The organism is Haloferula chungangensis, from assembly GCF_042664875.1.
Taxonomy (GTDB): Bacteria; Verrucomicrobiota; Verrucomicrobiia; order Verrucomicrobiales; family Akkermansiaceae; genus Haloferula; species Haloferula chungangensis.
The window spans coordinates 264,286-276,533 of sequence record NZ_JBHTBS010000004.1 but is presented as its reverse complement, the minus strand read 5'-3'; the positions used below and the strand labels follow the sequence as shown (position 1 = coordinate 276,533).

Here is a 12,248-nt window from a genome sequence, read left to right as displayed (position 1 = left end):
ACAAAGGTCAGGTCATCGGCAGCCCAGGTGGATCGGCCCCTCAGGGCCGTTCTCCCAATCGTCGCCATCCGTATCGATCCAGCGGCGGCAGTAGGCACAGGTATTCCAGAAGCAAAGGATGGGAACAGGCGGCCACTTGGCGGTGTGGGTATCGCTCAATGAGCCGGGCGGCGCGACCATGTAGCGGGTCTTCGCCATCTGGTGCATTCCCCAGCCGCGCAGATAGCCGCGGAGTTTCTCCGTGTCCTGCTCGTCGCCATTCCACGGCAGCGCCCTCACTTCATGATCGAAGAAGTCATATGCACCATCGCGATGCTGCAGCGGGCTGGCATCAAGGAGCACGGCACCGATGTTTCCATCGGCACAACAGCGAACCAACTGCCGCATCACTTCACGCCCCAGTTCCCGACCGCGGAAGTCTGGAAACAGCGCGATGTAATCGATGACCAGCAAGCCGGGCCGGGTTTCGAGAAGGCGTGGAAGCGGCTCACGAAAGTCTTCCTGGGACGGCGCCATCAGTTCTTCATAAATCGCGCAGGTCTCCCCATCCATGTCCCACAGCTCGAAGAAGGCACGCGAAGACGCCAGATCGACATCGAGGATGTAGTAAGCCTCCAACTGACCCGCCGCCACCCCTTCCTCTTTGACCTTTCCGACAATTCTCAACAGGCACCCTTCATCGCGCGGGTCCTGCATCTCACCTTCGTCCAGGCGCTCGATTCTCCAGTCGATTTCCACTATTCAAGCTTCTATACTACCGACTCGTCCGCTTGAAAATCAGAACCTGCGTCTTGCCGCCCGCCCTCCGATTAAAATGGCCAGAATTTCGGGATCAGGAGGGTCGCCGTCGCCCACAGAATCAGGTTCAGCGGGACACCCACTTTCAGGAAGTCTCCAAACTTGTAACCGCCCGCCCCATAGACGTAGGTGTTTGTCTGGTAGCCGATCGGCGTGATGAAACTGGCGCTCGCCCCGAACATCACCGCGACGATGAATGGCCGCGGATCGACGTCGAGCGATGCCGCGATCGAGATGACGATGGGCGTTAAAATAATCGCCACCGCATTGTTCGTGACCACTTCGGTCAGCAGCGAGGCGAGCAAATAGATCGCCGCCAGCACAAAGACGGGACCCAGACCGGAGCTCAGTGAAACCACCTGATTCGCAATCAGTTCCGCACCACCCGTTTTTTCCATCGCCAGACCAATTCCGAGCATCCCGTAGATCAGGAACAGAATGTTCCACTCGATGCTTCGATAGGCTTCCCGGACTTCGACGCAGCCGAGCAGCACCACGGCAACCGCCGCGATCAGGGCGGCGCTGGTGATCGACATCACGCCGAAGGTTGCCAACAGGACCGCTACTGTTAGAGCCCCGACAGCGAACAGGATCTTCGATCTCCTCGGGGTCTTGACCAGGCTTTCGTTCAGACTCAGGAAATCATCATCCTCACGCATTTGGGCGAGTCCCTGCACCGGTCCCTCCAGCAGCAGGGTATCACCGAAGTCGAGTCGAAGATCCTGATAGCCTTCCTTCATATTCACCCCTTTCCGGTGCACCGCCATCACCACCACGCCATACTTCCGCCGCACGTTCGAGCTACGGACGGTTTTGCCGATGAGCTTGGATTGACTGCCAATGATCGCCTCGACCGACATCACTTCCTTCCCCGCCTCTGCCTCACCGACTTTTTCGGGATAAAGGACCAGATCGCTCATCGCGCGCATGTCGGCGAGTGCCTTGGACGTCGCTCGGAACCACAGCACGTCCTTCTCCTCGAGCACGAGGGCATCCAATGGAATGTCTTCCACCCGGCGTCCGCGACGGCTCACCTCGTAGACGACGACTTTCTTGCGATCGGCGAAGACCTCCACGTCAAGCAACCTTTGCCCGATCAGGCTGGAGTCCGGTCCGATCTCAGCCGCGCTGCTGAAATGGCGTGTGTCCTCAGCCCCGAGCAGGCTGCTCACGGTGTCGCGATTCGGCAGCAGGCGATGACCGACGAAGTAGAGATACAGGAAACCAATCGCCGCATAGATCAGCCCCAGCCCACTGATCTCGAAGATGCTGAAAGACGGCTGACCCGCATTGCTGGCGACTCCTGCGACCAGCAGGTTGGTCGAGGTGCCAATCAGCGTGGTGGTGCCGCCGAGGATGCTGAGGAAGGAAAGCGGGATGAGCAGCTTGCTGGCGCGGATCCCCGTCGACCGCGAGTAGGCCATCAGCACCGGCAGGAAGACGACCACCACTGGCGTGTTGTTGAGAAATGCCGAGAGCGGCATTACGATCAGCGCCAGAACCAGCACCGCCCGTAGCAGCGACGATCCGGCCCATTTCGCAAACTTTCCGGCGAGCCAATCGATGGCGCCTGTCCTCGTCAGGGCTTCGCTCAGCACGAACATCGCTCCGATCGTCATCGGGGCCGCGTTGCTGAAAACCTTTCCCAGGTCATTTTCGTCGAGCACGCCAATGGCCAGCAGCACGCACATCCCGCCAAGGGCCGCCATATCGACCGGCAGCCACTCACGCAGAAAGATGAAGAACACCGCTCCGAGCACCGCAAAGGTCACCAGCATTTCGATCGTTTGCGGAGTCATGGTAAGGGAAGAGCGCTAACAGCGAACTTAATGCCACCTTCTTCACGGGAATCAAGGAGGACCGAAAGAGAAAGCCACGCTTCCTTTGCTATCAGACCCCAGCTCAGCTCAAATCAAGCGCTCCACCACCGCAGCGATCGGCATTCCCGAAGCTTTCCAGGGGCTGCCCCATGGCGGCGGCCACCGACATCCAGAGCCGGTTGTGGCTGACGAATTCGCGCTTGTCTTCCTTCCCCTTGCGCTCGATCCGCTTGGCCAGATCGATACTGCGTCCCATGCGGATGCCCGGCGCTCCGCCGACCATGACGATAGGAATGTCGTTGAGCGTGTGGCTGTTTCCTTTGCCCAACTCATTGACCCAGACGATCAGCGTGTGATCCAGCATCGTGCCATCGCTTCCGGGTTCGGGAGTTTCGGAAAGCCTTCGGGCGAGATAGGCGAGCTCCCCCGCAAACCAGCGGTTGATCCGGATCAGCTTTTCACGCGAATCCATGTTGCCATCTGGTTCATGCGAAAGCCCGTGGTGGCCTTCCTGCACATCCAGCCAGTGCATGCGCGCCTGACCGACGGATCGCATGTACTGGAGCGTGCCGACACGGGTCATGTCGTTCGCCATTGAGCTGACTAACAGATCAAGCTGCATCCGGCTGAGCTGTGGCGTGTTGTCGTCCACCAGTTCGACCGCAGGATCGATCTCGGGAAAAGCGTGGACGATCTCCTTTTGCCCGGCTTGGGAAAGCTCGATCTCCATCTCGCGCACCAGGTTCAAATGCTCATCAAGCATCTGCCGGTCCTCGCTGCTAAGCTTTTTCGCCACGCGGCTGATGTCGTCCTTCACCCCATCAACGATTCCCAGCAGGGTCTTCGCGTCCTTTGCGTCGCCATAAAGCTTGGCCAACATCTGTTGAGGATCCGAGATCGGTGCCAGCGGCTTGTCGGCGCCAGCGTAGCACATCCGCGTCCACGGGTCCGCCCGGTTCGGCACCGCCACGCCGAACTCGATCGAGCCGAAACGGGTGCGCGTGACTTCGTCCTTCTGAAGACGGTTTCTCAGCTCCTGGTCGATCGAGATGCCGCCAGCCCAGCCGGCCGGGGTATTGCCACCCCCCTGAATGTTTCCAGGTAAAAGCTCGGTGCCGGTCAGCAGGCAACTCATGCCGCGCATGTGTCCGTCGCCATCGCCACGGATCTGGTTGGCGATGCCGCGCAGTGTGAGGGTGCGGTCCCGAAAGTCCTCGAGCGGCTCCAGGATTCGCTTGAAGCTCAGTGAATCCTCGGAGACCTCCGGCCAGAATTCCTCAGGAATCGTGCCGTTCGGTGAAAACATCACGATCAAGCGCTGCTTCCTGCCACTCGTCGGGCTCTCGGCACCCAGCAGACTCGGCAAGCCGCCGACAAACGGCGCGAGCGCCGCCGATACCCCGAGGTCTCGAAGGAAGGAACGACGGTCGTAGCTTTTCATGGGAGTCATACGTGGATTCGGTGGCGGACTTTCGCAAGTCGTTCTCAGCGCGCGGCTGTTTTGGCGTCGAGGTCGGCCGGGGTGCCTTCGAGCACCGCTTCCTCGGCAATCGCGACGATGAGATGGCGGATCTTGAAATCCGTATTCTTGAAGCGCTGGTAGAGTCGCTCCTCGGTTTCAAGACCGTGGACGACCATGCCGTATTTGACCAGATGGTGAAACATCTGACGCACAAATGCCCGATGAGCGCCCGGACTGCTCGCCGCAAACTCCGCCACATCGCGGGCCCCTTCGATGCGAATCTTATCGCCGGTTTCAGGAGTGAAATCACTGCTCGCATCGATTGGCTTGTCCCCTTCCTTTTCCCGCCAGCGGCCGATCGCGTCGTATCGCTCCAAGCTGAACCCCAGGGGATTGATCGACGAGTGGCAGGCCATGCAGGCCTTCTCGCGAGTCAGCGCCGTGACCTTTTCACGCATCGTTAGGCTGGGATCAAAATCGGCATCCTTGAAGACCGTCGCTTCCGGCGGTGGCTTGAGCTGCTGGCCAACCACATTACGCGTCAGAAACACACCGCGATGAATCGGCGAGGTGTTGTCATGATACGCGAGGTTGGAGAGCAGGAATGGATGGGTCACCACGCCGGACCTCTCTTTCGGGTCGAACGTCACCCGCTGAAAGCCATCGCCCTCAAGCTTCTTCCCATAAACCTCGGCAAGTCGCGGGTTGAGCATCAGATAGTCGGCGAGCAGCAGCTGGCGGAAGTCCGATGATTCACTCCACACGGTTTCATCAAGGAAGAGCTCCAACGACGTCCGCAAATCGGCCATCAGCTGATCATCGAATTCAGGAAAAAGTTTCGCGTCCTTGGCGACGTTCTCCGCACGTTCCAGTTCGAGCCAGTGATGGAAAAAGCCGCGCATCTTGGCACGCGCCCGCGGGTCCTCCAACATCCGCCAGGCCTGACGGTTCACCTCATCGCGCGAGACCAGCTTTCCTTCCCGAGCCGCTTTGGTCAGATTTCCATCCGGCAGCGAATCCCAAAGCGTAAGTGCCAGGCGGGATGCCACCAGCCACGAGTCCGGCGATTCTTTCCCACGAAGCTCCGGGTAGAGAAACCGGGGCGATGTCAGTGCCTGAATCACGATCGGCCGGATCGCCTCGTTGGCTCCCTTGGCTTGGGAAAAATGTCGGTCGAGATAGATCTTTCGGTCCTCCTCATCGAGCGGTCGTCGCAGCGCGGCGGCGACAAAGCGATCGGCGAACTCGCGGATCTTCTCATCGCGATCCTTCTTCCCCGCTTTCGTCTTGGCCAAGTCATCGAGGTGCTTGTCAACGAAGTCGGCCGCCTCAATCGCCGCTCGGTTGACCGATTCGAGCCAGGCTTTGGAAATCCCGCTGCCGCGCTCGTAGCCAAAACTCGCATCATCCGCAGGAAAGGAACTGGTCACGACAATCGACGGCGGATGATAAACGTTGAACAGGTTCCGGGTGGGAACCGGCCTCAAGGTCCCATGCGGTGTCTTCCACAGAACCTGCATCGACGAATGCTCGTCCTTCGGCGAGACGACCCACTGCAGGCGGATCGGGTACGGTCGCCCACCGATCAGTTCGATGCTGAGTTTTTCCTCCCGGATCTCCCTTCCCGAAACCACCCATGCATCGATCGAAGGAGGCTGGCTTTCACTTTCGTTGATCCAAAAGCGGAAGCCATTGGCGCTGCGGATCACGAATTCATAAGTCCCGCTCTCCTCCGCAAGCAGCGAACCCCAGAGACTGGCGTCGATGTCGGACTTGGTCGTCAGCGGCTCCTCGCCAATCTCCTGGCGCACATCCACGAACAGATCCTCGCCCGCTCGCTCGAACTTGTGGCGCTTGGTCGCGCTAAACTTGTTTTGCCCTTCGCTTTCGAGGTGCAGCCCACGAGCACTGAACTTCACGCCCTGCTCCTGCGGTAGCCGGCTGTAGTGACCGCCGAAAAAATTTCCGACCACATCGGCAACCGAGTTTTTCAATTGGGGATTGGTAAGTCTGACGAGATCGCGCTTCGGCGGATTGAGCTTCGCCCGCGCTTCAACCGAGTAAAATGCCCCGTGAATGTAAGCCGCCACCGCGGCCGCGTCCTCGTCCACACACAGATGCTCCTCATCTTCCGGCATCGTGCGATGGATTTTCCGGGCTAGCGACTCGATCGACTTTTCACCAAAGAGCGGATCAACGAATTCCTCATCATTGCCCTCACCATTCGGGCCGTGGCAATCGATGCACAGTTGCTCGTAGATCTGCTGGCCACGCTGGACTTCCGGCGTGGCCGCCAAGTTCGCGGACAGCCCCGCCGATACCAGCAGAGTCCACGTGGCCTTCTGACCGCATCTTTGAAAGTTCTTGAGCATCTTAAAATGGCGTCTCGAATTCTCGCCAAGAGAGCGGGCGCGCCGATGGAGATACGCTCGCGACACCTGAACCTTTCGCCGCACCAAGCCCCCTCGTTTCCCCCTTCGCTGCCTCCATCAGGGCGATCAAGCTAGGGAAGGAATTGGACCAGGATGGATGGGATAAATAGGATGAAGGCAACGAAATCCAATTATCTTGGTGATGATGTCATGGTTGAACCTCAATTCTAGCCTGAACTGAGGACAATGATTTCAAAATCCTACCCATCCTATCCATCTTGGTCCGAAAAAATTCAGCTGGAGCCGATTCTCTCCCTAACTTGATCGCCCTGTGCCTCCATCCGATTCCTCCGCTTGAAATCTGGCGACAATGGGACTAGGGTCGGCCCAGAGATGATCCGCAAGGCCACCGCATACGTGCTTCTGCTGCTCCTCGGGCTCTATTTGCCCGCGGCGAGCATGTCGGTGCATCTCTGCGTGAAGCCGACTTCGGGCGACGACCTAAGCTGCGTGATTGCAGCCCCGGACTGCTGTGAAGAGGACCACGCCGATGCCAAGCCGTGCTGCGAAGAGCAGGACTGCTGCATTGATCTCCCCAGCCTGCCGGATGGCATGGAACCTCAGCTGATCGCGGCGCCCGCACCCGTGGCGCTTCCCGCACCGCTCCTTCTCGCTGACGACTTCTCCCTTCTTCCGATGCGCGAGCACTGGCTCGCGACGTCTTCAGACCGCGCTCCCCCTCTTCCGCCGGGAGCCCCCATTCGCATCGCCCACGGCGTGTGGAGACTTTGAAACGACTTCGTTCCCGTCGTCTCTCCTAATCAATCACGGCCTCTCGCCGTGCTCTGATGCTGCCCATGATCATGGCAGCCGTCTGTCTCCATACTACCCATGACCCCTTCATCACTCAATTCCCTGAGCCGCCATCGCAATGACGATAGCGCGCCACCACCTCAACGATCCCGCGCCTGGTTACTGCCCGTCGGCATCCTGCTCGGCTTCGCCCTGCTTTTTCTTCTGCTGTTTCGCGACCGCTTGCTGCCGGCCACTCCCGTGGAAAGCGCTCAAGTCATCGCCATCCCCGGTGAAACCGAAATCACCAGCCCCGCAACGAATCGCGACGCCGCCGTCATTTTCCAAGCCACCGGCTGGGTCGAACCCGATCCCTGGAGCGTCAAGGCCACCGCCCTCATCGACGGCGTGATCGATCAGGTTCATGTGCTCGAGGGCCAGAAAGTCGAAAAAGGGGAGCTCATCGCCACCCTCATCACTGACGACGCAAAACTCATGCTCAGCGCCGCCGAGCACGAACTCAGCCGACTCGAAGCCGCCCGCGACGCGCACTGTGCCGGCATTCTCCGCACCATCGAGGAGATGAAAGGCGTCCAGGCTCAGGAAAAATCCGCCATCGCGGTGCAGGAAGCAGCCAAAGATCGACTCGATCGACTCAAGCGCACCGGTGCCCGCGCGATCGCCGAACGGGACATCGTCGAAGCCCGCCTTGATTACGAAAAAGTCAGCGCGCTCGTGCGTGCCGCCGAGTCCAAGGTCAGTGAAATTTCCGCCGGTCTAAACGAGAAATCCTACGAAACCCTGGCCATGGAACAAATGATCCAGGCGGGGCAGGTCGCCGTCGATCAGGCCAAGCTCGCCCTTTCTCGCACCGAGATCCACGCCCCCATCAGCGGTCGGGTCCTCCGCCTTCTCGCCTCACCCGGCCAGAAGCGCATGCTTGGTATGGACGATCCCGACAGCTCCACCGTCGCCATTCTCTACGATCCTGAAAAACTCCAGGTCCGTGTCGATGTCCCGCTCGCCGATGCCGCTCTGCTGCAGGTCGGACAAGCCGCTCGCATCCGCTGCAATCTTCTCCCCGACCACACCTTCCACGGGCAAGTCACCCGCATTGTCGGCGAGGCCGACATCCAGCGAAACACCCTTCAGGCCAAGGTCGTTATCGAAGATCCCCACGACGCCCTCCGCCCCGAAATGCTCTGCCGCGTCGAGTTTCTCGAAGCCTCCAGCGGTGGGCCTGCCACAAGCACCCGCGGCCTCGGCCTCTGGATCCCCCAGGCCGCGCTCGATGGCAATCGCGTCTGGGTCATCGACCCGGACTCCCAACGCGTCAGCGCCAGGGAGGTGACCACCGGCGGAACTCACGACGACCGTCAGGAAATCCTCACCGGCCTGCGTCCCGGCGAACGCATCGTCCTCAACCCAAAATCGCTCAGCGCCAACCAACGCGTCCAAGCCAGCAATCCATGAAAGCTCCCATGATCACCTGTCGCGGACTGACCAAGACCTACCAGAAAGGTAGTACTTTGGTGACTCCGCTTGAAGCCCTCGATCTCGATGTTCCCACCGGCCAGTTTCTTGCGCTGATGGGCCCATCCGGCTCTGGAAAGACCACTTTGCTCAATCTCCTCTCCGGAATCGATTCGCCGACCTCCGGCACCCTCGAGGTCGCCGGCAGCGATATCAGCAAGCTCACCCGCGGACAGCTCACCCAATGGCGGGCTCGAAACGTCGGTTACATTTTCCAGCTCTACCACCTCGTCCCGATCCTCACCGCCTCCGAGAACGTGGAACTCCCCCTGCTCCTCGATCCGATGAGCAAGAAGGAGCGACGCGCCAAGGTCGAGGCCGCGCTGGATCTCGTCGGTCTCGCCGACCGGATGGACCACCGACCTACCGAACTGTCTGGCGGTCAGGAGCAACGAGTCGCCATCGCCCGCGCCCTGGTGGCCGATCCCGACCTGCTCGTCGCCGACGAGCCGACCGGCGATCTCGACCGGGAAAGCGCCACCAAGATCCTCGAGCTCCTTCAGGCTCTCGCCCACGAGCACGGCAAGACCATCGTCATGGTCACCCACGACCCCCGCGCCGCCGATGCCGCCGACCGAACCCTGCACCTTGAAAAGGGACTGCTCATCACCCAGCCGACGCCATGAACTGGATTCTCAATCTCCTCTCCCTCGCCTGGAAGCAGCTCGTCCGCCATCGGCTACGTACGGGACTCACCGTACTTGGCGTGGCCTCGGGCATGTTCCTCTTCACCACCGTCGAGACGATGCAGCACTCGCTTTCCTCCGCCACCCAGACGACGGCGGCGGACACCACGCTGGTCGTTTACCGCGAGAACCGCTTCTGTCCCTCCACCAGCCGGCTCCCCGAGCACTACGCCGATGAAATCAAGACCATCCCAGGCGTGCGCGAGGTTGTGCCGATTCAGGTCGTCGTCAACAACTGCGGCGCCTCGCTCGACGTGATCACCTTTCGCGGTGTGCCCGAAGGAAAGCTCACCAGCTACGCTCCCGAAATCGAAGTCATCGAGGGAAGCCTCGACGAATGGAACCGCCGCAGCGATGGCGCTCTTCTGGGCGAAGTCTTCGCCAAGCGCCGCGGACTTTCTCCCGGTGATCGCTTCGATGCCGCAGGGGTAACCGTGCATGTCTCCGGTGTCATCCGCTCGCCATTCCCCCAGGACAACAACGTCGCCTACGTCGACCTCGCCTTCCTCCAGCAAGCCTCCAATTCCGGGCTCGGCGTAGTCACCCAGTTCAATGTCCGCGTGAATTCCTCGGACGACCTCAAACCCGTCGCCGAGGCCATTGATGCCCGTTTTCACAGCGACCAGCAGCCGACCAACACCCGCCCGGAGAAGGCCTTTTTCGCCGAAACCGCGAGCGAACTGATCGAGCTCATCGGATTCACCCGCTGGCTCGGAATCGGAGCCGTACTCGCGGTCGGAGGCCTCGTCGCCAATGCCGTGTTGCTGATTGTTCGCGGTCGCGTGAAGGAGAATGCGGTGCTGCAAACCCTCGGTTATCCCGGCAAAGCCATCGCCTGGCTGGTGATGAGCGAAGGCGGCATCCTGGGGCTACTCGGTGGCGCGCTTGGTGTTGCCTTCGCCACCGGTTTCCTCGCCTGGCAATCCTTCACCCTCGGCAACGAGGGGCAGACGCTCGCCATTCAGCCGGACGCTCCCGTGATCATGACCGGCCTGGCGGCTTCCCTGCTGTTAGGTCTGCTCGCCTCCCTCTGGCCCGCATGGCGGGCCATGCGCCAACCCATCGTCGAAAGTCTCAAAGGCTAAGTCATGCTCCCATTTTCCTACGCCATTCGGAACCTGTTCCGCGACAAATCCCGCCTGCTCCAGACCGTCGGAGGCTCGGCGCTGGTCGTCCTGTTAGTCATGGGTGCGCTTGCGCTCAACCAAGGCATGAAGCAGGTCCTCGCCGCCTCCGGATCAGCCAGGAACGTCATTCTGTTAGGCGCGGGCTCGGAAGAGAGCGTGCAACGCAGCGAAGTCGCCGAACAGGCCGCCGGCATTGCCGCGAGCGAGATTCCCGGCGTCGCCGAAACCATGGGAACCCGCGCGGTGTCGACCGAGATCCACTACATGGGCCTCGCCCGTTTTCCCGCGGGGACGGAAGCTCAGGCCTTGTTCCGAGGGATCACGCCGGCCGCCCTGCTCGCCCATCCGGAAGTCCAGGTCATCGAAGGCAGCTACCCGCGCACCGGAGAAGTCATGGTCGGTCGTCTCGCCTGGCGACAGATGAAGCAGGATCCTTCCAGCCTCGCTCCCGGCGCCACCCTCAAGCTCGACGATCAGGAACTGAAAGTCGCCGGTGTCTTCGCCGCGCCCGGCACCGTCATGGAATCAGAAATCTGGATGCCCATCGGCGACCTGCGCGTGCTCGCCCAGCGCGACACCGTCTCCTGTGTTGTCCTGCGACTCGATGACCCCGAAGACTTTGCCGAAGCCGACCTCTTCGCGAAGCGCCGCCTCGATCTCGAACTCAGCGCGCTGCGTGAGTCCGACTACTATGCCCGCTTGAGTGCCTTTTTCGCACCCCTGCGTGCCATGACCTGGCTGACCGCCGGCCTGATTGCCGCCGGTGCGCTTTTCGGTGGCCTCAATACGCTTTACGCCGCCTTTGCCTCGAGGATTCGTGAAATGGCCACCTTGCAAGCCATCGGCTTCGGCCGCGGGGCGCTGCTCGTCAGTCTCATTCAGGAAAGCACCCTCGCCAGCCTAACAGGCGCGCTGCTTGCCTCCGTCGTCGCCATGCTGCTCCTCGATGGCTTTGTCGTTCCCTTTTCCATCGGCACCTTTGCCATCCAGATCAGTCCATCGGTCGCTCTGGCCGGCATATTGACGGGTCTCTTCCTCGGCCTGCTCGGTGCGTTGCCGCCGGCTTTCCGCTGCCTGAAACCTTCTCTTCCCGTCGCACTCCGCTCCTCCTAACCTCAATCAATCCACTCTATGAAATACCTATCCATTCTCGCTCTCAGCCTCGCTTTCATTTCCTGCAGTGAAGAAGTCGCTGTCAAAGAATCCGAAGCCAAGTCCACCTCACCGGAACTCAAAGCCGTTTTCGTCAACAGCATCGCCGACGAAGCCAGCCCGATCCACCTGGCCCGCACGACCGTTCAGCCGGGCGACGTCATCGTTCTCAAAGGGCAGGTGATGGGTGCTCTCGAACCCTTCGTCGATGGCCGCGCTGCCTTCATCCTCGGTGATCGCGAAAAGCTCACTCCGTGCAATGAACACCCGGACGATCCCTGCGAAACGCCATGGGACAATTGCTGCGATACGAAAGAGGACTTCCGCGACGGTACCGCCACCATTCAAGTCGTCGGCCCGGATGGCAGGATCCTGAAGGAAGGCATCGAAGGGGTGGAGGGTCTCGAAAAACTCACCAAGATCCTCGTTAAAGGCAAAGTCGCCGAGCAATCAGGCCCCACCAACCTGGTGGTCAACGCCAGCGAGATCCAGATCGTCGATTAGTT

At 60.6% G+C, this 12,248-nt stretch carries 10 protein-coding genes; 6 read left to right on the top strand and 4 right to left on the bottom strand.

Annotated features, from left to right (window positions below):
* Positions 1-12: 12 nt before the first annotated feature.
* From ACFQY0_RS10200 to ACFQY0_RS10185, 4 genes are all read right to left on the bottom strand, one after another.
* Positions 13-738, bottom strand: a complete 726-nt coding sequence (locus tag ACFQY0_RS10200; RefSeq protein ID WP_379711926.1) for a hypothetical protein — start codon at positions 736-738, stop codon at positions 13-15.
* A gap of 71 nt (positions 739-809) precedes the next feature.
* Complete coding sequence (locus ACFQY0_RS10195; protein ID WP_379711924.1) at positions 810-2,597, bottom strand: SLC13 family permease; 1,788 nt, start codon at positions 2,595-2,597, stop codon at positions 810-812.
* 103 nt (positions 2,598-2,700) lie between these two features.
* Positions 2,701-4,059: a DUF1552 domain-containing protein gene (locus tag ACFQY0_RS10190; RefSeq protein WP_379711922.1), complete on the bottom strand. Its 1,359-nt coding sequence runs from the start codon at positions 4,057-4,059 to the stop codon at positions 2,701-2,703.
* Positions 4,060-4,103: 44 nt separating this feature from the next.
* Positions 4,104-6,452 carry a DUF1592 domain-containing protein gene (locus tag ACFQY0_RS10185; RefSeq protein ID WP_379711920.1) on the bottom strand — a complete coding sequence of 783 codons (2,349 nt, stop codon included), beginning with the start codon at positions 6,450-6,452 and terminating at the stop codon, positions 4,104-4,106.
* 393 nt (positions 6,453-6,845) lie between these two features.
* Between ACFQY0_RS10185 and ACFQY0_RS10180 the strand changes: the two genes are divergently transcribed.
* The 6 genes from ACFQY0_RS10180 to ACFQY0_RS10155 all read left to right on the top strand — a co-directional run bounded on the left by ACFQY0_RS10180 (position 6,846) and on the right by ACFQY0_RS10155 (position 12,246).
* Positions 6,846-7,244 carry a hypothetical protein gene (locus tag ACFQY0_RS10180; RefSeq protein WP_379711918.1) on the top strand — a complete coding sequence of 133 codons (399 nt, stop codon included), beginning with the start codon at positions 6,846-6,848 and terminating at the stop codon, positions 7,242-7,244.
* Positions 7,245-7,343: 99 nt separating this feature from the next.
* Positions 7,344-8,717, top strand: a complete 1,374-nt coding sequence (locus tag ACFQY0_RS10175; protein WP_379711916.1) for an efflux RND transporter periplasmic adaptor subunit — start codon at positions 7,344-7,346, stop codon at positions 8,715-8,717.
* A complete protein-coding gene (locus ACFQY0_RS10170; RefSeq protein WP_379711914.1) occupies positions 8,714-9,403 on the top strand; it encodes an ABC transporter ATP-binding protein in 690 nt (229 codons plus the stop codon). Before ACFQY0_RS10175 ends, ACFQY0_RS10170 begins: the two co-directional genes overlap by 4 nt.
* Positions 9,400-10,548, top strand: coding sequence for an ABC transporter permease (locus ACFQY0_RS10165; protein ID WP_379711912.1), 1,149 nt, complete (start codon positions 9,400-9,402; stop codon positions 10,546-10,548). The genes ACFQY0_RS10170 and ACFQY0_RS10165 overlap by 4 nt, the downstream gene beginning before the upstream one ends.
* Before the next feature lie 3 nt (positions 10,549-10,551).
* On the top strand, positions 10,552-11,703 hold the full coding sequence (locus tag ACFQY0_RS10160) for an ABC transporter permease (protein WP_379711910.1): 1,152 nt from the start codon (positions 10,552-10,554) through the stop codon (positions 11,701-11,703).
* Between the two features lie 18 nt (positions 11,704-11,721).
* Entirely contained in the window at positions 11,722-12,246 is a 525-nt protein-coding gene (locus ACFQY0_RS10155) for a hypothetical protein (RefSeq protein WP_379711908.1), read from the top strand.
* The last annotated feature ends 2 nt before the right edge of the window (positions 12,247-12,248 follow it).

Excerpts from the sequence above, each read along its gene's own strand:
- ACFQY0_RS10195 (WP_379711924.1), bottom strand. The coding sequence starts at position 2,597 with ATGACTCCGCAAACGATCGAAATGCTGGTGACCTTTGCGGTGCTCGGA.
- ACFQY0_RS10190 (WP_379711922.1), bottom strand. The coding sequence starts at position 4,059 with ATGAAAAGCTACGACCGTCGTTCCTTCCTTCGAGACCTCGGGGTATCG.
- ACFQY0_RS10185 (WP_379711920.1), bottom strand. The coding sequence starts at position 6,452 with ATGCTCAAGAACTTTCAAAGATGCGGTCAGAAGGCCACGTGGACTCTG.
- ACFQY0_RS10180 (WP_379711918.1), top strand. The coding sequence starts at position 6,846 with ATGATCCGCAAGGCCACCGCATACGTGCTTCTGCTGCTCCTCGGGCTC.
- ACFQY0_RS10175 (WP_379711916.1), top strand. The coding sequence starts at position 7,344 with ATGACCCCTTCATCACTCAATTCCCTGAGCCGCCATCGCAATGACGAT.
- ACFQY0_RS10170 (WP_379711914.1), top strand. The coding sequence starts at position 8,714 with ATGAAAGCTCCCATGATCACCTGTCGCGGACTGACCAAGACCTACCAG.
- ACFQY0_RS10165 (WP_379711912.1), top strand. The coding sequence starts at position 9,400 with ATGAACTGGATTCTCAATCTCCTCTCCCTCGCCTGGAAGCAGCTCGTC.
- ACFQY0_RS10160 (WP_379711910.1), top strand. The coding sequence starts at position 10,552 with ATGCTCCCATTTTCCTACGCCATTCGGAACCTGTTCCGCGACAAATCC.
- ACFQY0_RS10155 (WP_379711908.1), top strand. The coding sequence starts at position 11,722 with ATGAAATACCTATCCATTCTCGCTCTCAGCCTCGCTTTCATTTCCTGC.